Origin of the sequence: Victivallis vadensis (assembly GCF_003096415.1) — a bacterium.
Taxonomy (GTDB): domain Bacteria; phylum Verrucomicrobiota; class Lentisphaeria; order Victivallales; family Victivallaceae; genus Victivallis; species Victivallis vadensis.
On sequence record NZ_QEKH01000008.1, the window covers coordinates 82,066 to 102,283 of the forward strand.

At 59.5% G+C, this 20,218-nt stretch carries 18 protein-coding genes; 6 read left to right on the forward strand and 12 right to left on the reverse strand.

The genetic code is table 11. The features are described from left to right. Nucleotides 1–84: 84 nt before the first annotated feature. Entirely contained in the window at nt 85–1,260 is a 1,176-nt protein-coding gene (locus C8D82_RS22280) for a prepilin-type N-terminal cleavage/methylation domain-containing protein (RefSeq protein ID WP_420882995.1), read from the reverse strand. Nucleotides 1,261–1,394: 134 nt separating this feature from the next. Beyond that, nucleotides 1,395–2,510 (reverse strand): GntR family transcriptional regulator, encoded by a 1,116-nt coding sequence (locus C8D82_RS06350; RefSeq protein WP_116883438.1) that lies wholly within the window; start codon nt 2,508–2,510, stop codon nt 1,395–1,397. Nucleotides 2,511–2,719: 209 nt separating this feature from the next. Between C8D82_RS06350 and C8D82_RS06355 the strand changes: the two genes are divergently transcribed. Continuing rightward, complete coding sequence (locus C8D82_RS06355) at nt 2,720–3,670, forward strand: NAD(P)-dependent oxidoreductase (protein WP_116883439.1); 951 nt, start codon at nt 2,720–2,722, stop codon at nt 3,668–3,670. A gap of 73 nt (nt 3,671–3,743) precedes the next feature. On the opposite strand, the gene C8D82_RS06360 is transcribed toward C8D82_RS06355, so the two are convergent. The 3 genes from C8D82_RS06360 to panD are packed head-to-tail and all read right to left on the reverse strand — an operon-like array spanning nt 3,744 to nt 4,599. After that, nucleotides 3,744–3,989 carry a hypothetical protein gene (locus C8D82_RS06360; protein WP_116883440.1) on the reverse strand — a complete coding sequence of 82 codons (246 nt, stop codon included), beginning with the start codon at nt 3,987–3,989 and terminating at the stop codon, nt 3,744–3,746. A 59-nt stretch (nt 3,990–4,048) separates the two neighbouring features. Beyond that, on the reverse strand, nt 4,049–4,171 hold the full coding sequence (locus C8D82_RS22090) for a hypothetical protein (protein ID WP_276743934.1): 123 nt from the start codon (nt 4,169–4,171) through the stop codon (nt 4,049–4,051). Nucleotides 4,172–4,227: 56 nt separating this feature from the next. Further along, complete coding sequence (panD, locus tag C8D82_RS06365) at nt 4,228–4,599, reverse strand: aspartate 1-decarboxylase (RefSeq protein ID WP_116883441.1); 372 nt, start codon at nt 4,597–4,599, stop codon at nt 4,228–4,230. Nucleotides 4,600–4,816: 217 nt separating this feature from the next. Here panD and thrC point away from each other — a divergent pair, with 217 nt between their 5' ends. Continuing rightward, entirely contained in the window at nt 4,817–6,109 is a 1,293-nt protein-coding gene (thrC, locus tag C8D82_RS06370; RefSeq protein WP_116883442.1) for a threonine synthase, read from the forward strand. A gap of 76 nt (nt 6,110–6,185) precedes the next feature. Here thrC and C8D82_RS06375 read toward each other — a convergent pair whose 3' ends face one another. The 7 genes from C8D82_RS06375 to C8D82_RS06405 form a co-directional block, all read right to left on the reverse strand. Next, nucleotides 6,186–7,373: a TolB family protein gene (locus tag C8D82_RS06375; RefSeq protein WP_116883443.1), complete on the reverse strand. Its 1,188-nt coding sequence runs from the start codon at nt 7,371–7,373 to the stop codon at nt 6,186–6,188. Nucleotides 7,374–7,639: 266 nt separating this feature from the next. Further along, on the reverse strand, nt 7,640–8,755 hold the full coding sequence (locus tag C8D82_RS06380) for a hypothetical protein (RefSeq protein WP_207776074.1): 1,116 nt from the start codon (nt 8,753–8,755) through the stop codon (nt 7,640–7,642). Nucleotides 8,756–9,117: 362 nt separating this feature from the next. After that, complete coding sequence (locus C8D82_RS06385) at nt 9,118–10,839, reverse strand: right-handed parallel beta-helix repeat-containing protein (RefSeq protein ID WP_116883445.1); 1,722 nt, start codon at nt 10,837–10,839, stop codon at nt 9,118–9,120. 8 nt (nt 10,840–10,847) lie between these two features. After that, the gene (locus C8D82_RS06390; protein ID WP_116883446.1) at nt 10,848–11,627 is read right to left on the reverse strand and encodes a type II secretion system protein; all 780 of its coding nucleotides are present in this window, start codon (nt 11,625–11,627) and stop codon (nt 10,848–10,850) included. 2 nt (nt 11,628–11,629) lie between these two features. Then, nucleotides 11,630–12,664: a LacI family DNA-binding transcriptional regulator gene (locus tag C8D82_RS06395; RefSeq protein ID WP_147835519.1), complete on the reverse strand. Its 1,035-nt coding sequence runs from the start codon at nt 12,662–12,664 to the stop codon at nt 11,630–11,632. A gap of 222 nt (nt 12,665–12,886) precedes the next feature. After that, nucleotides 12,887–14,896, reverse strand: a complete 2,010-nt coding sequence (locus C8D82_RS06400; RefSeq protein WP_116883448.1) for a beta-galactosidase — start codon at nt 14,894–14,896, stop codon at nt 12,887–12,889. A gap of 70 nt (nt 14,897–14,966) precedes the next feature. After that, nucleotides 14,967–15,743: a DeoR/GlpR family DNA-binding transcription regulator gene (locus C8D82_RS06405; protein ID WP_116883449.1), complete on the reverse strand. Its 777-nt coding sequence runs from the start codon at nt 15,741–15,743 to the stop codon at nt 14,967–14,969. Between the two features lie 196 nt (nt 15,744–15,939). Between C8D82_RS06405 and C8D82_RS06410 the strand changes: the two genes are divergently transcribed. From C8D82_RS06410 to C8D82_RS06425, 4 genes are all read left to right on the forward strand, one after another. Continuing rightward, complete coding sequence (locus tag C8D82_RS06410) at nt 15,940–16,842, forward strand: EamA family transporter (protein ID WP_116883450.1); 903 nt, start codon at nt 15,940–15,942, stop codon at nt 16,840–16,842. Nucleotides 16,843–16,939: 97 nt separating this feature from the next. Continuing rightward, nucleotides 16,940–17,836, forward strand: a complete 897-nt coding sequence (locus C8D82_RS06415; RefSeq protein WP_147835794.1) for a GIN domain-containing protein — start codon at nt 16,940–16,942, stop codon at nt 17,834–17,836. A gap of 155 nt (nt 17,837–17,991) precedes the next feature. Next, entirely contained in the window at nt 17,992–18,918 is a 927-nt protein-coding gene (locus tag C8D82_RS06420; protein ID WP_116883452.1) for a helix-turn-helix domain-containing protein, read from the forward strand. 13 nt (nt 18,919–18,931) lie between these two features. Further along, the gene (locus tag C8D82_RS06425; protein WP_116883453.1) at nt 18,932–20,212 is read left to right on the forward strand and encodes a glycoside hydrolase family 32 protein; all 1,281 of its coding nucleotides are present in this window, start codon (nt 18,932–18,934) and stop codon (nt 20,210–20,212) included. Nucleotides 20,213–20,218 lie beyond the last annotated feature (6 nt).

The following is a 20,218-nucleotide window of genomic DNA, read 5'->3' on the forward strand; positions in this document are numbered from 1 at the left end:
GGGCCGCTCTCTGTTTTCCCTTGAAAGCGCATTCGCGGACAGGGCAATCCCCTTGACAATTTTCGTGTCACACAGCAGACTGAATCAATACAGATTTATTTTGACCCCGTTTGCCTCATAACAGACATTCTGCGATGTGTAAAAATCCCTCATATTATTCATCATGACCAATTTTGCGGAGCCGTCAAGAAACGTTACCGCGGAACTGTGATTGTGGCGCAATGCAATGGCATTCATATTGAATACCAGATGGTCGGCCATCTCCTCGCCGGATACCTGAGCCGGTCCGGAAGTCCAGCTGTCCATGTTCACATTGATGGAATCTGCGAAAACCGGCTGCCGGGCGGGAGCGGGATGTCTTGTGATGTCCCATTGATACCACCAGCCGTATTCATCGCTTGAGTAGGCCCAGGAAACTCCGATATTCAGGTTATAAAGAAAATTCATATGAAACATGCCGGTGATGTTGTACATGCTTGAAGTTCTCGGAAGCGCGTTGGGACAATGAAGATTTGCAATCTCACCGAAACTGTTCACGATCTGTGCTTCCGTGACATCGTTGCCGGAGTGCCCCTCCACGGTAATATACCCGGCACGCACAAATGGAATCGGCCATGAAACCCTGGGCACGCCGACCGTCTTATAATCTGTCGCATACATCGACAGCATTAATCCATGCTGTTTTTTGTTGTTGATGCAAGTGATCGCCCGTGCTTTATCCCGTGCCTGATTCAGGGCGGGCAGCAGCATCGCCGCCAGTATCGCAATGATTGCAATCACAACGAGCAGCTCTATAAGGGTAAACGGCCTTACATGGCGGTATGCGGGGGGCGTATCCGCCGCCCCCCGCGCACCCTGCGTCCGGCAAGGTGCCGGTGCCGGGTAGGGGGCGGTGCAGTGCAAAGACGCGGTCGGTCGGCAGTGGGAAGAAGATCCGCAATAACGTGAAGTTGTCTTCCCGCTTTTCTGCGGAAAAACAACTTCACGTTTTTGCTCCGACCTGCCGCTTGCAGAGCATTGGCGGAGGCGTGAGAGCTTGCAGGGAATAAGTGAGATGTTCAGATTGGTTGGTACGGGGAGAGATGCGGCACAAGTCGCCGCTTTCTCTCCCCCGAACCCCTCTCTTTCGCGCAGAGCGGAATATGGAAAGGAATTGCAGATTTGACAAGTTTCAGTAACCAGAAGCTCAATCAATGTAAAATGGCTGACACGTTTCATTTTCTCATCCTTCCCGTTGAAGAGTGTACTTGAAGATTTCATGGAAAAACAACTTTCACTTGTTTGAAACGCGCACCCGAAGGGCAGTCCGGCACGCTTAATCCAATTTTGGATTACATTATAATTATACCATACTCAAAACGAAATGTCAATAGGGAAACTATAAAAAATTCAAATTAATCGCGATTCGCAGCCGGTTTCAGCTGAACGCTTTCCGGCGTGAGACGCAACGGCGGAATCCAGCGCAGCGACGGGACGCTTTCCGCGCCGCGCAGACGGTTCAGCAGCTGTTCGACCGCGCCTTCGGCCAGCTCCCGGCTGTCGATCTCGTAGTCGATCACCTCCCGGCACGGGAAGTCGATCGGCGCCTTGCGGTTGCGCAGACAGACGGCGGGCGGCAGATAGTCGATCCGCCTCCCCTGCTCCCGGACCAGCTCCGAAAAAAAGCCCTGCGCGATGATGTCGTCGCCGATCACCACGCTGTCCGGCCTCCGCTCCGGCGGCATCCGCAGGAACGCGTCGGCGAGCCGATGGCCGCTTTCAAGCCCGTAGCCTTCGAGGTACATCGCGTCAAGCGGCACCGGGCACTCCGGCCAGCCCGCCAGATATTCCGCAAGGCGCGGAAGGCTGAAACAGCGCAGCGGGCCGGGACCGATCAGGATGCGCGGCATCCGGTATCCGGCCTCCCGCAGTTCGTCCAGCCCCCGGATCATGAAACCGACCGAATCCAGGAAAATCCCGGATTCCACATGCGACGGAGGCCCGCAAAAACAGACCTTCAGCCCGGCTTCATCCAGACCGGGCAGCAGTTTCTCCGCATAGAAGTCGGAGATGCTGATCAGCCCGTGCACCAGCTTCTGCGAAACCGCGTATTCAAGGCCGGGGAAGTCCGAAAACTCCGGCGTGTCGCGGTACTCCTCCCGGAACGGGAACATCGTGCATTCGCAGCCGTTTTTCTGCAGCGCATCCTGCACCGCATAGGCGAGGCTCCAGTTGAACATGTGAGGGGCATCCAGCAACAGCCCCACGATGCCGATCGAACGCCCCGGCAGCCCCTCCGGCTTCGCGTTGCGCACGAATACCCCTACCCGGCGGCGCGCCTCCAGCACCCCGTCCTGCACCAGCGCCTTGACCGCGCGGTCCAGCGTGGCGCAGCCGATCTGCAGATGGCGGCAAAGCTCGGTCTGCGAAGGGATTTTATCCCCTTCGCGCAGCTTCCGGTCCCAGATATAGCGCAGGATGCCCTGCTTGGCCTTCTCGGTCTGTCTGCCCAGATTCTGTCCGAAAATCATCGGATCTCCTCATGAATGGTCCGCGCCTTCCCGACTGCCGGAGGAAAGCGATAATCTATTTTTAGATTACAATTTCAATTATACAGCAAAACAACGGGAATGTCAAGAGAGGAACCGGAAAAAACGGATAATTTTTCCCTTTCCGGGGAGCGGATTTGCTTTTTTCCGGTTCGCATGTAGGGTATGACAGAAACATCAGGAGCAGATTCATGATAACGGTATTGGTCACGCAGCCGCAGTACGACAAGGTACGCGAAGTCTTTGAACATGCGGAGGGCTTTCAATGCTTTCCCGCCCCCGAATCCGAACCGGAACTGGCGCGCCTGGTCCGCGAAAAGCACGCGAAATACGTGATCGTCGGCGGCGCCCCGTACCGGAACGAGCTGTACGACGCGGTTCCGAAAGGCGGCGTGATCGCCCGCTTCGGCATCGGCTGCGACAACATCAACCTCCCGCGCGCCGCCGAAAAGGGCATCTACTGCACCAACACGCCCGGCGCACTCGAACAATCCGTCGCGGAGTGCGCCATCGGCATGATCCTGCTGGCGGCGCGTCAATTCATCGCCGCGGCCGACGACTGCCGCAACGGGCTCTGGCAGCCCCAAACCGGCTGCGAACTCGCCGGCAAGACACTGGCCGTAATCGGCTGCGGCGCTATCGGCAGCCGGGTCGCCGCCATCGCCAAAAACGGTTTCGGAATGAGCGTGACCGGCGTGATCCGCTCCGCTCCCCGCCCCGACTGCCCCGCCGACCGCTTCGTGAAAAATTGGAGTGACGCGGTGGCCGACGCCGATTTCGTCTCCCTCCACATCCCCGGCTCCCCGGAAAACCTCAATTACGTTTCCGCCGGGCGGCTGAAACAAATGAAACCCGGTTCCTGGCTGATCAACACCGCCCGGGGCAGCGTGGTCGACGAAGCCGCGCTCTATGACGCACTGCTTTCCGGCCGGATCGGCGGCGCGGTATCGGATGTTTTCCGGCAGGAGCCTTACGCTCCCTCCGGCAAGGACCTGCGCACCCTCCCCAACATGATCATGACGCCCCATATCGGCAGCAGCACCCGGGAAGCCTGTCGCCGCATCGCGCTGGCGGCGCTGAAAAACATCCGGCTCTGCGAACTCGGCGATCCCCTGAGCATGAATCTGCTGAATCCCCGCTGATTCCGCAGGCTGTCGGACAATAAAAAAAAACTCCCGCACGTCTTTCGCGCGGGAGCTTTCGTTACGCCGATGCTCAATTGCCGTTCGCATCCAACCCTTCGCTGCTGAGGTTCTGGATGATGTCCACGCTGGTCTGGTCGGCGTTGGCGGCCTTCTCGCCGCCCAGCGTCGTGGTGATGCCGGAAATCATGTCGCGCAGACGATCGCTGAAGCTCGCCAGCACAAAGAGCGCCGCGAGCGCCACCACCGCGATCAGAATCACATACTCCATCAACGCCTGTCCGCGACGGCGCTTCAGCCGTTTGCCACGAATCAACATAACCGCTTCCTCCTGTGTTATTCAGACGCCCGCCCTTCACGGCGCCGATTCCTCAATTATTACGGAAGGTCGAAACTGACCAGATCAATCAAACGGCGCCCGTTCTTCGACGCCCCTCGAAACAACGCGATGAAAGCGAGGGTCAATACCGTACAGAGCGCCAGCATGATCACGTATTCCATCAGCGCCTGCCCGGATTTTTTCCCTGCCCGCTTCAAAGCCGCATCCCCTGTGCCGTTCAGCGCCGGGCACGGCCCTTGCGCATCACGATCTCATTTTTTTCATTCAGTACGATCACAGTCGGAGCGATCACCGCGGCCTCTTCCAGCGTACAGACCGAAAACGCCATGATCGTCACCACATCCCCCACCTTGCCGCGATGGGCGGCAGGCCCGTTCAGGCAGAATACCTTGCTGCCCGGTTCTCCCGGAATCGCATAGGTTTCAAGCCGTTCGCCGTTGTTGCGGTTCACCACCAGAATTTTTTCGTACGGCAGGATGCCCGCCTCGGCCAGCAGCTCGGGATCGATCTCCAGACTGCCCTCGTAATCCAGCAGGCACGCCGTCAACCTCGCGGTATGGATCTTACCGCTCAACATAATCTTCTGCATAATAAAAACGACCAAACAAAATTATCTTCGTTACTCCCGCCCTCATTCAATAATATAATCCGCTTTTTCAAATAATCATCCGGTTGTTTCGCTTTTTTTAACCAATTTTCCACAAAAAGTGTGATAAAAACCCGTTCCGCTCCTTTCAAAAAAGCGGATCGCATGTAAATTATAACGCGCGATTTAACTCTTTTACCTGAAGGAATTGGAATTTATCATGAAAAAGCTCGAAGCTCATCTGGAATGCGTCCGCTGTCATAAGACCTACGACCTCTCCAAGGTGCGGTACAACTGTGACTGCGGCGGCATTCTCGACCTCGTCCGCGACCTCTCGGAGGTCGACGGCGGCGAACTCAAGGCCCTGTGGGACTCCCGCTGGGGCCTGAAGCGCGGCGCGACCAGTTCGGGCGTCTGGCGCTATAAAGAGCTTATTTTCGACCTGCCTGACGATCAGATCGTAACCCGGCAGGAGGGCAACACCCGCCTCTACGACGCGGGCAAGGCGGGCGTCTACGCCGGGCTCAGGCACTTCCAGCTCAAGCATGAGGGCGAAAACCCCACCGGCAGCTTCAAGGATCGCGGCATGACCTGCGGCACCACCGCCGCCAGATTCTACGGAGCGAAAACCGTCGCCTGCGCCAGCACCGGCAACACCAGTGCATCGATGGCCAGCTACGCGGCGGTTTCCGGACTCAGTTCGGTGATCTTCATCCCCGAAGGCAAGATCGCGTACGGCAAGCTCGCCCAGGCGCTCGCCTTCGGCGGCAAAACGCTGCAGATCCGCGGCAACTTCGACGATGCGATGGCGCTGGTCCAGCAGGTCTGCCACGAATTGAACATCTATTTGCTCAACTCGATCAACCCGTTCCGGATCGAAGGGCAGAAGGCGATCGGCTTTGAAGTGCTCCAGCAGCTCGACTGGCAGGTGCCGGACTGGTTCGTGATTCCGGGAGGCAACCTCGGCAACAACACCGCGCTCTCCAAGGGCATGAAGGAGCTGTACGACCTCGGCATCATCGACAAGATTCCGCGTATCGCGGTGATTCAGGCCGCCGGTTCCGCCCCGCTCTACAAGATGTGGAAGAACCATACCCCCTACGAAGCGGTCAAAAACCCCGAAACCATCGCGACAGCGATCAAGATCGGCAACCCGGTTTCGTGGGAAAAGTCCCTGCGTGGCCTCGAATGGTGCAACGGCGTGGTCGAATCCGTGACCGAGCAGGAGATCATGGACGCGAAAGCGATGGTCGATGCGGCCGGAATCGGCGCGGAACCGGCGAGCTGCTGCTCGGTAGCCGGAGCGAAAAAGCTGGTCGACGCCGGTGTGATCGATCCCGAAGCGCACGTGGTCGGCATCTTGACCGGCAATGTGCTGAAGGACCCGGATGCGGTGATCGGCTATCACAAGGATGAGCTTTTCGACCACTACGGCATCCGCGGCACCTACGCGAACAAGCCGCAGGTGATCGACGCAACCGTCGACGCTGTAAAAGCGGCGCTCGGCCGCTGACCCGCCCGGATCGGGGATTTCGCTCCTTTCGAAGCGCCTTGCTCGCCAAAGGCGAAATCCCGGATCCCCTTGAAACTCAGATCGATGAAAAGTCGACTTTCGGCGGCAGTTCCAGCAGGTAAACGCCCCGCCGCCCGTCGTCGATGCTGTCGACCGTCACGAACCGCCCGCTTTGCGACCAGCGCGGATGCAGATCGCAGCGCACATCTCCGGGGGTGCCGGCCGGCTGCCGGTGGAGAAAGCTCCCCAGCCGGACCAGCTTCCCGGTCGCGGCCTCCACCAGCGCCAGATACTGGCGGCCGTCCGCATCCGGGTAGGTATCGGCCAGCATCGTCCGGCCGTCCGGAGAAAAGACCAGGTGCCCCATCGGCCCCTGCCCCGCTGAAATCCGTTCAGCCCGCAACGGCAGCTCGCGTTCGTCGAATACAAGGTACTCGGAACCTTTTCCGCGCCAGTTGGCGTCGATCAGGATCTCATTCGGCGTGCGTCCCCAGATCTGGTGGGAAATCATCCCGTGCCAGTAGAAATCCGGCAGCGGACAGCGCAATTCTCCGCCGTCGAGATTGCTGGTGTACATAAAGGTTTTCCAACGCGGGCGGCGCTCGTCCTGACACTGGCGGAACAGCCACAGCAGTCTGGTCGAATCGCAGTTGAAGATTGCGTGGTTCAGCCACAGATAGAGTTCGTCCAGCTCATAGCGGCACGGGTGAAGCTCCATCATTCTCCGGTAGCTGACGATCAGGCGGCTTTCAAAGGTGTCGAGATCGATCAGGGTGATCCCCTCGGAGTCGGGGTCCGGATGGCGTTCGGCGGGCAGGTACGCTTCGGCATAGCTGTAGCCGCGGCGCGGAATCCGGGCGAAGTTCAGACTGACCGCCCAACGCCCGTCCGGGCTGATCGCGTAGAAGGCGGGAAAAACGGTCCGAATCACCCCTCTGCCGAGCTGATAAATCCGGGTCACGACCCGGCCGGCCTCGTCGATATCGTTGTAACAGAAGCAGCCCGGGCGATCTTTCAGCCACAGCGTCATGCTCCCCTGCTGGTGGCACCATGCGCGGGTGGTCGCAACCGGCGTGAATGTCCCCGGATTTTCCCGGTCGAGCAGCCCGATTTCGGCGGTTTCACCGGGAAGCGGCAGCCGTTCGCACTGCCCGACTTTGAGTGCAAGGTGATACCGCTCGGAGCCGTCCCACGGGCAGCGGTCGTAGTAACCGAAGAAATAGTGCCCGTCGTCCGGCGAAAGTTTCGTCCAGTTGAATTGCATGATACTCTGTTTTCCTTCTGAAGATTATGTTTATTTTCCTGCCGGGACGGCGGAAAGCCGTTCCTGATACAACCGCCCGCCAAGCCGGCGCGACGCCTCCACCATCGCCGGGTACGGAGTGTCGGTCACATCGCAGAGTCCGGCCCATACCTGCCCGTCCCCCGGCGTGCCGACGAATATTTCCGTATATGCACCGCAGCACCCTATCCAATGAAATTTTCATGTTTCCTGCAGCTCCTTTTATCCCTGACATGAACTTCCAAACTTTACTCTGCAGCAACGAGAACAAGCCCTGCAGGCGTTGCCGTAAAATTTATCAAACGATCATAAATCTTTTTTACGACCGGTGAAAGTTTTCGGGCACCATAACCGTTTCCGGAAAAAATTTCCGCTTTTCGCAAACCATCCGGATAAAAATCTTCACAATGTGAACTTACGTCGATCCGGAGTTTCTGCAATATCGGGCTGCCGATTTTCTCTGCCTTTCCATCGTATATGTAAATGGGGAAAGAAAAACGATTGTCGGAAAACTGAATACGGGGATAAGGAGCAACAGGAAGTTTCGCAATAGCATTTTTCATGTTAAAGATAATACTTTTTTCCATTGCCGCACAGAAAGCGCTCCAACGCGGTGAAAAATCGGACAGATAACGCGCCTGAGAAATCGTGCATTGATAAAAATTCACACTCCCGCCGCGTCCGCGCAAAAGCGGTAATTCCCTGTTTCCCTGAATTACACAGTGGATAAAGGTGAGCTGCGAGGCGTGTTCCTGCACGATAGGCTCATCCGAACTGCCGCCGGAAAGGAAGCAGTTGACGAATCGCGCGGTCGCTTCGTCGTACAGCGAGACGTTGCTCTCGAACGCATTGTCGAGAAAAACGCAGTCGACGTACTCCGCGTGTGAATGGTTGACGTTGCAGACATTGCTCGACGCACAGCGGATGGCTCCGCAGCCGATGTAACGCATAGAACTGGTCCTGTGACAGGAGAAGCCTTGTCCGCAGTTGTCGTAGGCCAGACAGTTGATATAGCTGCTGTTCTGTGGAGAACCGTCCGCATCGAAGCCGTCGTTCACGCTGAAGATGCAGTTGAAGTTGCGCACGATCGTATGGCTCGCGTGAATGTAGAATCCGTAATTGGCCGGGAGTTCGATCCGGAGTTCCTCAAGCCGCTTCCCCGCCGGGAGGTGAAAATAGACCATTTTCTCCGCCTTGTCCCACTGAAACCCGCCCGGCATCTTCAGCAGAGTCTCCCGGTCGCGGCAGTTCGGCGCGGCCTTGCCGTCGACGAACCAGATGCGCGGCACCTCCAGCCAGTGATTGATCGTTTTGTCGTTTTTGAGCCGGTTGCTCATCGGGTAGAACGGAAGCGAGTGAAGCATGGTGCCGGGAACTGCGTTCCATGCCTCCGCCGGAACAACCGCCAGCCCGCTGATCGTAGCGCCGTTGCCCTCGACAATCAGCGGTTTCTCCTGCGTACCTCCCCGGAGCAGCCGGTATCCGTAACTTTTGGAGACATCGGCGCTTTTGTAAGGCATCTGATACGGTTTTCCGGTGTCAGCCACTTCGATCCGGCCGGAAACCGGAACCTCCCGGCACGCTTTATAGAGGGTCGCGTAGGGGCGTTCGCGGGAGCCGTCCCCGTCGTCACTGCCAATGAGATTGTTGACGTAAATGATCTCCGCTCCGGAGAGGAACAGCGGCAGCAGGAGACCCCCGGACAAAAGGGTATGAAAAATCCGTCTCATTTCTGTTCTCCGACGTTCCACTCTTTTCCGTCAACGATGTTTTTCCCGGTGACCCCTTCGCTTTCGATCAGCCAGACTGGCTTGAGGCCGCGGAATCCGAACCGGCTGCCGGGAACCGTCGCGCCATATGCCGTATTGTTGATGATATTGCCGGAGATGACCGAATCCCGGGCAGCACAGAGGGCGATTCCGGCTCCGGGAGAGTCGCTGATCCGATTGTTCAGAATAAAGATCCGGGCGTGCCCCCGGGGAATCTTCCGGTAGTCCTTGAGATGGACGAAACTGCAGATAGCGCCGCAGACGTAGGAATCCCCGCGCGGGATTGAGGCCTTGCCGACATTGCGGATCACGTTGTTACGGATGAAGACGTTCTCCACCCAGCCGGCCTCGTTCCAGTATTCGAACTCCGCCCCGAGCGAGATTGCCGCATCGGTGACCCGTTCGATGGTGTTGTTCTCAATGACCCCGTCCGGCACCATGATGCGCATGCCGCGGGCCCGGTGGTCGTGAAAATAGTTGTCCGCAATCCGGAAGGAACGGCCGTTGGGGAGCGGCTGCAAATAGAAATCGCCGTCCAGCGGCAGAGTGCCGGTATCGAGTCGGATCTCATACGCAGTGGGAATCCACTGATGTTTCGATTTATACTTCGCCCGGTCGAAGCCGGCGGCCAGTTCCTCCATTGTCGCCTGGTAATCCGATTCCGCGCAGGCGATGATTTTGACCTTGCCGACCGGCGCGAAGCCGAGGTCGCGGCGCAGAAGCAGCGCGGTATCCCCCGGCGGGAAGAGCGCGATCATCCGCTCCGACGACGCGGCGAAGGGGCGGATGATCCGGAAGGCCCCGTTCCCCTTATCCAGCGGAATCAGCCGCATGACCGCTCCCGCGTGAAAGTTGATGGAGTCATCGTTGCTGTTCCGGATTTCGCATCCGATGATGTGCGGATAGTTTCTGGCGAAGGAGATGTTGAATCCGTCGCCGTTGGTGGAGCGGATGCGGTCGGTTTCCGCTCCTTCCGGCCGGGGCCCGGGAATCACGCGGCAGCGGAGGATCCGGTCGTCTCCGGCGCTGTAGCGCATGCCGATGGCAAAACAGCCGCTGCCGTGAATAGTGAGGTTTTCAAACGTATGCCCCCGGCCGCCGACGGTCTGGATGACATTGGCGAAGCGCCGCCCGATGGGAATGCGGTCGCCGATGCGGGGAGAGGCGTTTCCGGAAAGCCGGACCCGCATTCTGCCGCGACGCGGCGTGATGATCTCCGGTTTCCCGGAAAGACGCCCCAGGTCAGTGCGAAGCGTACCGTCCGGCAGGTAGACTTCGAGACTCTCGCTGGCAATCAGATCCGGAACCAGATCCGGAAATCCTTTTTCTACCTCGAACTCGATGTCTCTGCCGTCGGCGGAAACGCGGGTGATTCTCACCTGGGTGAAAATCATCGGATCGAAATCAAGCGTCAAATTGCGCAGAGTGAAGTTGGTGCAGTCCTCAATCTTGAAAATATGATCTTTCCGGCTCATCAGCAGCGTGGCGCCGTTGCCGTCGATGGTGACATCCTTCAGACCGGTGATCGTAGTCCGCCGGTCGGCGCGGTAGATCTTCTTCTCCAGTTTGAGATATTTTACCTTGCCGGCGAGAACCGGCCGGATTGTTTCGGCCCAGTCCGCACCGGCGAGCAGAAGCGGCGAAAAGCAGACAAGGAGGCGGCAGACAAATTGTTTCATGATTTTCCTCAGTGGTTTTTCGCCACGACGCGCGTGAGCGAACTGGTGTAGTAGACGTCGACGTTCACCTGGGAATCGACCAGTTCCGGGCCGCCCAAGCTTTCCGCATGGCCATCCACGAAGCCGACCACGCACCGATTGGAGTGCGCCAGCCAGATGCCGGAATAGGGTCTGTCCTGCGCCTTGAGATAATCCGGAGCCCACTCGTAATACCCTTTCCCGAAGCGGTATTCACCGCCGCTGTCGATCGTGCTGACGGTGTCGGCCAGATAGAAGAATCCGCTTGGATTTTTCACCTTGTGGGAAACGATCGTGATCATCAGATTTCCCGCTCCCTGCGCCCAGCAGTTGCCAAATGCGGCGATACGGGAGCAGTCCGCGTTGGCCGAATTGTTCATCCAGGCGCCGTAACTGCCCCAGTAGCGCTGCTGCGGAACCGCCATGTCATACTCCACGGGCACGTTGTTGGCGGGACAGGTCATCACCGCCCACGGCACATAGGCTTTTCCGAGCAGATTCCGGGCGTCATAGGACATGTTTGTAAGCAGAACATTGAACGGGATGAAACTTGTGCCGATCTGCGTTTTCATCACGATGTGGCCGTTGTAGTCGGAGGCATAAGAACTTTCCGCGAGCAGAACCTGCTTCTTGTTGGAGAGGCAGCTAACCGCCTTGGCACGATCCCTGGCCTTGTTCAGCGCCGGCAGAAGCATCGCCGCCAGAACTGCGATGATCGCTATCACCACCAATAATTCAATCAATGTAAAGTATGTTCCGGTTTGTTTCATCGCTACTTCCTTTCGTGGGTAGGTTGTGTGCTTTCGCGGGCGAGCAAAGTCGAATGGAATTTCACGGTGCGGCAGGGCGCGTCCGGTTCCCGCAGCCGGGCCAGGGTCAGGTCCACCAGCGCGCGGCAGATTTCCGGCACCGGCTGCGCCCACACGGTCAGCGGCACCGAATAAAGACGGCAGAGGGCCAGATCGCTGATCGTCGCGACCTTCACCTGCCCCGGAATGGACAGCCCGGCGTCGCCGACCGCCCGGCAGCAGCCGAACACCTTGTTGATGTTGTGGACGATCAGGCCGTCAAACGCATCCGGCTCCTTCTTCAGCCGTTCCAGCACCGCCCGGTAAGCCGCCTCCTGCGAATCCTCGCAAGCCACCGCATTCCGGGAATCCGCCGCCAATCCGGCTTTTTGCAGCGCGGCCCGGAAAAAATCCGCCCCGGCTCCCGCCCTGCCTTCCTGCAATGCGTCGGCGCAGCCGCCGACCACGCCGATTTTGCGGCAGCCGCGTTCGATCAGGTGCTCCGCCAGCGCCCGATAGCCCGCGTCGATGTCCAGCAGCACACAGTCGAACACCCCGTCGACCTCCGGAACGTTGCTGCGGAAAATCAGCGGCAGGCCGTTGCGCCGGATCACTTCATACTGGGCCGCGCACCGTTCGGCGTTGTGGTACATCGCGATCATCGCGTCAACCTCGTGGTGCAGCAGCGCATCCAGCGCCGTATTCTCCTTTTCGGGCCGGTTGTGGCAGATGAAGGGACGCAACGCGTAACCCGCCGCGGAGAGTTCGAGATCAAGCGTTTCGATATATTCGGCATAGACCCCGTCGAACACATTCGGGATCAGCAGCCCCACCGTCCGCGTCACGCCGGAAGCCAGCGAACTGGCGGTGCGGTTCGCGACATAGCCGAGGCGGAGCGCCGCCTCCCGGATCCGGCTGCGATTCTCCCCGCTGACCCGGTTCGGACGGCCGTTCAACACCCGCGACACCGTGGAAACATCGCAGCCGACAGCCTTTGCAACATCTTTCAGCGTGGTCATGACCTCTGTTCCTTGAAAAGTTTCCGATGGAACAAACGCTTGTTCCATCTGCTTCAAAAAAATACCGGGTGGAACCGTCCACCAGAACAAACGTTTGTTCAATATTAATTATACCAAAACTCAATGCGAATGTCAAGGGTAAAATGAAAAAAGAGAGAAAAAGAGGCGGAGCGCCTGATTCGCTCCGCCTCCATCCGCAGCCGCGTGATGCACCTTACGGCATCACGCCCGGTACAGCACCGTGGCGCCGTTGGGCGGCAGCGTCACGGTGTCCGCCGCTCCGCCGCCGTTCCAGACATCCTCCATCGCTTCCGGCAGCTTCACCGGCTGCTCTTTCCCGCTCAGATTGTACAGGAAAAAGTAGTCGCCGCCGGAAACCGCGCTGCGCCGCGCCGCCCGGACCGTCTCCGGCAGGCCGGCCAGCACCGGCTCGACGCCGGATTCTTTCAGCAAAGCCCCGTAGAAGTCGTTCAGGAACTCCATGCCGGTACGCGCTCCCAGATAGATCACGTTCCCCTTCCCTGCCCGCTTGCGGGTCACCGCCGGAGTTCCCGCATAGAAATCGTCGCCGTAGACCGCTTCAACCTCCGCGCCTTCGGCGTGGAGCAGCTCCGCGTAATCCGTGACCGGATAGGATTTGCCCTTCCACACGATGCTCTGCCGCGTCGTCGGCTGCAGGCCGTCGAAATCCTCGCTCCAGACGCCGAACAATTCGCGTCCCGCCGCCCCGCCCGGATTGCCTCCGAGGAAACAGCCGTTGTTTTCATCGACGTAGCCGGAAAAGTAGGTTGCCACCAGCGTGCCGCCCTGCTCCACAAAGCTCCGGAACCGCTCCAGCACACCCGGCTTGAACATAAACAGCATCGGCGCGACCAGCAGCTTATACCGGCTGAAATCCTGTTCGCTGTCGATCACGGCGAGGTCGATGTTGCAATTCCACAGCGCGCGGTAGTGGCTGATCGCCGTTGCGTCCCACTGCTTGACCTCCTTGCCGCCCGCGCAGTTGCACTGCTCGAAGGCCCAGTTGGATTCCCAGTCGTAGACGACCGCCGCCTCGGGCTTTTTTGCCGCGTCGGCCAGCCCGGCGATCCGTTCGAGCTTCTCGCCGTAGGCGGCGACCTGCCGGAACACCATGGTCCGGTCCGTGCCGTCGTGGCCGACCACCGCGCCGTGGAATTTTTCGCAGTTGTTCCGCCCCTTGCGCCACTGGAAGTACAAGGTGCCGTCCGCGCCGTGGCCGAGCGCCAACAGCATCTCGCGCTCGAATTCGCCGGGGCGGCGCAGCTTCGGATAGGGCTTGTAGTTCGGGATGCCGGGGCAGGACTCCATCATCACGAACGGCTTGTCCAGCATCGTGTAGTGCATGTCGTGCAGCAGCGACAGCCAGGCCGCCTCCCGCTCCGTGTCGCCGTCGTACCAGGTCGGGTAGCAGTCGTCGCAGATGAAGTCGCACAGCGGCGCGAATTTCCAGTAATCCAGCGTCGGGAACAGCCCCATCATATTGGTGGTCACCGGCGCATCCGAAAACTCCCGCACCGCGTCGATCTCCATTCGGAAGAACTCCACGACCGCATCCGAGCAGAAACGCCGCCAGTCCAGCGCCGCCGCGTCCATCGAGTGGTCGAAAGGCTCCACCTGCTTCCAGTCGGTGAAGGTGTGCCCCCAGAACGCGGACCAGTACACCTGATTGAGCTTCTCCAGTGTGCCGTACCGCTGTTTCAGGTAATCGTAAAACCGGTTCCGGCAGAGTTCGCACGCACATTCGCCGTGGTATTCATTGCTGATGTGCCAGCCGCCGAGCGCCGGATGATCCGCATACCGTTCGGCCAGCTTGCGGTTGATGAGCCGGACCCGCTCCCGGAAACCGGGCGAGGCAAAGCAGCTGTTCTGCCGCACGCCCCACCGCTGCCGCGTCCCGTCCCGGTCCATGCGGCAGCTGTCCGGCCACCGCTGCGCCAGCCACGCCGGCTTCGATGCAGAGGGAGTCGCGAGAAAAAGTTTTTTGCCGCTTTTTCCGCAACGTTCGAAAATATCGTCGAGCCAGCCGAATTCAAACCGGTCCGGCTCCGGCTCCAGCTGCGCCCACGAGAAGATCGCCACCGAAAACGTGTTGCAGTGCGCCTCGTCCATCAGCTCGAAATCCCGGTCGACCGTCCCCGGCACGTGCAGCCACTGGTCGGGATTGTAGTCGCCGCCGTGCAGAATCCGCCTGAAATTCCTGATAACCGTCATAGTTTCCCCCTGCGGTATTATGTAATTGATGTTGTGTGATTGATTCAGTATATCACCGGAAATCCCGTTTTCAAGCCCCGATCGGAACAACCCGGACGCCGAGCCGGGCGATCCGCCGCAATTCCTCGCGATTTTCCGGCGTCGCCGCCGCGATCAGGATATCGATACGGTTCCAAGAGACCACCCGCGCCATCGCCGGACTTCCGAACTTGCTGCGGTCCGCCAGCAGGATCACCAGCGAGGCGTGGTCGATCATCGCGCGGATGCAGCCCGCCGCGTCGTCGTTGGTATCCAGACACCCCTCCTCATCCAGTCCGCGCGCCGAAAACACGACGGCATCCGCATGGTACTGATTCAGAATCCGTTCGGTGCGGCTGCCCATCACCACCCCGGCCTTCAGGTCGAGCGCACCTCCGGCCAGGATCACCTGAGGACCGCCCTCCCCCGCCGGGAAACGGCGGCCCAGCAGCTCGCAAAAGCCGATCGAATCGGTGATCACGCAGCCGTCCTTCCACAGGTTCGCCATCGAATTGGTGGTGGAGCCGCCGTGCAGGAAAGTCACGGAACCGGGCGCGATGAACTCCATCGCCTTTTCCGCCAGCCGCGCTTTCTCCCGGGCAAACCACTGCTCCCGCAGCGAAAACGGGATCGACTGGCCGACCTCCGCCGGAATGCTCCGCACTCCCCCCCTGACCCGGCGCACGATGTGCCCCTCCGCCAGATGGTTGAAATCCCGCCGTACCGTGGCCGGACTGGCCCGGAACAACGCCATCGCGGTTTCGGTCGCCATAAACTCATGAGTATCCAGATAGCGCAGGATTTCCGCTTCCCGTTCCGCAGCCTTCATTCGGCATCCTCCTTTTTTCAAAGTATAGTATACGCCGCCGGGAACAAAATGCAAGCCGTTTTATGATCGAACGGTCAATAAAAATGATCGGAGCGATTTTTTCCGGAAAAAAGCAATAAACGCCCGCTTGTTTTCCGGTTTTCCGCTTCTATTTTAGGATATAATATGATCAAACAATCACGGAGTATCTTTCACCATGACCGTCACCGCCTTCTTCCTGATCCTGCTGTCGGTGCTGCTGCATGCCGGCTGGCACTTCCTCGCCAAGAGCCGCAATCCGGTGCCGGCGCTTTTCCTGCTGGTTTCCGGCTCCGCGTTCCTCGCGACGCTGATCCCGGCGCTCTATGCGGGAGTAGACTACGGCGCCTTGCCCGCAAGATTCTATATCTATGTATTCTGCGGCGGCGCTTCAGGGGCGCTCTGTTCGACCGGGCTTTCGATCGCGTACCGGCACAGCGGCGTCTCCTTCGCCTATCCGCTGGCGCGGGCGGTGCCGGTGCTGCTGACCGCACTGGTCACGGTCGTCTTCGGAATCGGGCTGCGCCCCTCCGCCGCCGCCCTCGGCGGGATGGGGCTGATCTTCCTCGGCTGCCTGCTGATGCCGCTGAAAAAATTCTCCGGCTTCCGGCTCTCCAACTACCTGAATCCCGCCCTCGGCGGCGTGCTGCTCGCGGCGCTCGGCACCACCGGCTATACCATCTTCGACAGCGAAGGCATCCGGCTGGTCAACGAATACGGCCATACGGGCCGGGTTGCCGGAGCCGTCGCCTACAGCAATCTGCGCGAACTGGTGCTGTTTTCACTGTTGAGCCTCTCCATTCTGGTACGGAAACGCAACCGGGCCGACTTCAACCGCGAGCTGTTCCGCCATTGGGAGCCTTATGCCGGCGGAGTCGCGGCGGCAGCCGCCTATATTCTGGTGATGCTGGCGATGGGCGAAGTCACCAACGTCAGTTTCGTGCAGGCGTTCCGCCAGATGAGCCTGCCGGTCGGCGTACTGCTCGGCGTACTGATTCTCAAAGAACGCATCACCCGTCCCGAACTGACCGGGCTCATTCTCCTGCTGGCAGGATTGGTGACCGTCGCACTGGGCCGCTGACTGAAAAAAACAATCATGCTGCTTGTAATTACCGGTTCCGTATGGTACATTGGCAGACATCCGGAAATTTCCGAGTCATCAAAAGAAGGAATGCACTGTGAAGAAACAACTTTTCGCCCTTGCCCTCGTGACCGCCGCGGGCTGTTTTCTGGCCGGCTGCAGCGGCATCGCCGTCATCACCGGCAACGGAATCATCACAGAAAAAACCTTCGATCCCGGTGATATTTCCCGGTTGACGACGGCAGGTTACTGGAAAATCACGCTCGATCCGAATGCCGACCGGAATCAATGCACCATCGTCATCGATGAAAACCTGCTGGAGGAACTCGCCATCAAATCCGGCAGCGGCCGGTTGCAGGTCACCCCCTTACACAATCTGCAGCCAAGCCGGGAACCGCAACTGCGCCTGCAATTAAAACAGATGCCCGAGAAACTGAACTTCTCCGGCATCTCCGACCTCGAAGTCACCGGCAAAATCACCCGGGAAACCGAGTGGAGCTTCTCCGGCAGCACCACCGCTTCAATTCCCGGATTTGCGGCCCCGGAAATTCAGCTTCAGGCAAGCGGCATCTCCCGGCTCACCCTCGGCGGAAATGTCGAAAAAGCCACCGTCCGCACCTCCGGCAGCACGGAATTCACTTTCAACGGCAACATCGGGGAACTTCATCTCGAACAGAGCGGCTGTTCCAGCGCCACCATCCGGGACTGTGAAACCGCCCGGAAAATGACAGTACACTCCTCCGGCAGCTCAAATTTCACTTTCAGCGGCAATCTTCAGGAACTTTTCATGGAACAGAGCGGCTGTTCCAATGCCGCCGTCCGCAGTTGCGAATCCGCTGAAATCCAACTCAGCGGCAGTTGCACCGCAAAGCTCGACGCCGCCAGGCAATTGACAGTCCGCGCCGGCGGAGCTTCACAGCTCCTCTACTCCGGCTCCCCGGAATTGCAGGTCCACACTTCCGGCTCCGCCAAAATCAAGAAGCAAAAGCAATGAACCATCCTGAGAGAGGAACAGTCTGATTGCCATCGTCAGCAAACCGGAAGGGCTCAAAGGCTCCGGCGATTTTTTACGGCCGGGGGTTGCATTTATCGGAAACCGCAATATCTTAAGGATGGACAGGACAAAACTACGATTCCGGAACGGTTTTCATGGAGCTTCTCGACAAACTTTTCATCCGGCTGCCGGACGGCGACAGGTGTGACGACCGGCTCGACCCGGAATTCGATCCGGCGCTCGCCGCCTTCATCGGGTTGCTGCAATCCGGCAGGGGGCGGCTGTTGATCCCCCGCCCCGACGGGCGATGGGAGAAAACTCCGACCGGCTTCTATCACCTGTTCAGTGAACTCTTTCTGCAGGTCCGGGGCCGCTGCCGCTTCCGCTTCCTGAAACAGGAGATTGAAATCGGTCCCGGCGATCTGCTGCTGGTTCCGGCGGGCATGGTGCATGAGGAGGAGATCACCTCGCCGGATTGCCGGGAGTTCCGCAACCTGGTGCTGATGGCGACAGACCGCACGCCGAGCCTGCATCTTGCGTGGTGCCCCGCCCGCGACGGCAAGCTGCCCCGCATCCGCCGGCGTCTGATGCTCGACGGCAACGCATTTTACGCCGACCTCCTGAAGGCGCTGCCGCTGGCCCGCTCCGGGGATTCCGCCGAAACAGACCGGATCAGCCGCACCCTCGCCGCTGCCGCGCTCGCCAAGGCGCGCCTCGATTTGCGCGACCGGCCGCAGCCGGCGGAACGGGTTTACGAGCCGGACCCGTCGGTCAATCCACTCTCACGGCAGGCCAAGCATTATCTGGCGGATAACTTCCCGACCCGTTTCCCGGACGTGCCGGAAATCGCGCGCGCGGTCGGCTGCACGCCGAACTACCTTTCCACCATCTTCCGGCAGGACTACGGCATGACCCTCAAGGAGTATCTGAACCAGCTCAAATTCGACTATGCGTGCAGTATGCTCGAAAGCAGCAGCTTCACCATCCCTGAAATTGCATTCAGCTGCGGCTTCAGCGATATTTCCTATTTCACCCGGAAGTTCCGGGAGCGTTTCGGGCGCCCCCCGTCATCCTACCGTTAAAGGAGTTTTCAATATGGCCTATCAGGAACCGGAACGGCAGCAGTTCCACTTTTCCAGCCGCAAAGGCTGGCTCAACGACCCCAACGGCCTCTGCTTTTATCAGGGGACTTACCATCTGTTCTACCAGCACAACCCGGCGGCGGTCCACTGGGGGCCGATGCACTGGGGCCATGCGACCGGCACCGACCTGATCCACTGGCAGGAACAGCCGATCGCGCTGTACCCGGATGAATCCGGCACCATGTTTTCCGGCTGCGCCGTGGTCGACGAGCAGAATCTGACCGGCCTCGGAGTCGATCCGGCTTCTCCGCCGCTGCTGTTCTTCTACACCTGCGCCGGAAAGCCCTTCACCCAGAATCTCGCCTACAGCCTCGACGGCGGCAGAACCGTCGTCAAATACGCCCGCAATCCGGTGGTGCCGAACCTGCACGGCGGCGAGGAGCGTGATCCCTCGGTCGCCTTCGACCCGGCCTCCGGCACGTGGCGGATGGCGCTCTATCTCGGCGACGAGCGCGGCGACTTCGCGTTGCTCGAATCCGCCGACCTGCTGAACTGGCGCGAAACCGCTCTCTTCCGGATTCCGAACGGCGGCCGGGAGTGCCCGGAGCTGTTCCAGATCGCCGACGAAACTGACGGGAAGCTCCGCTGGGCGATCCTCGAAGCCAACGGCAACTACCTCGTCGGCGACATCGCCGACGGCCGTTTTCAGGTGGAACACACCGGAATTTTCATGCACCGCAGCGGCCTCAAGGGGGGATATGCCGGGCAGACCTTCAAAAACCTGCCGGACGACCGCCGCCTCTATATCGCGTGGCAGCAGGACTATATCCGCGGCGACGCGTTCTCGCAGTCGATGACGCTTCCGGTCGAACTCAAGCTGGTTGGCGGAGAACTGCGGGTCCATCCGGCGGCGGAAACCCGGCTGCTGCGCGCCGGCGAAGCACAGCAGTTCCGCGACGTTTCCACCGTGAACGCCGACGGCGAACTGTGGGAGCTGGAGTTTGAAACGCCGCTTCACGGCGTCATGCTGAATATCGCCGGGACCGATCTGTGGATCGACTCCGCCGCCGGAGTGCTGCGCTGCAATGCGGGCGAGTATCCGCTTCCGCATACAGAAAAGCCGTTGCGCTGGCGGGCGTGGCTTGACCGCAATACGCTGGAACTTTTTGAATCCGAAGGGCGCTTCTGGCTGCCGCTCCCGATCCAGCGCCGCCCCGAACCTGTGATCAGCGTGCCGCAGGGAGGGCCGCTTGCGGCCGTCACGCTCCGGCCGCTGCAAACGATCTGGAGGTAAAACCAA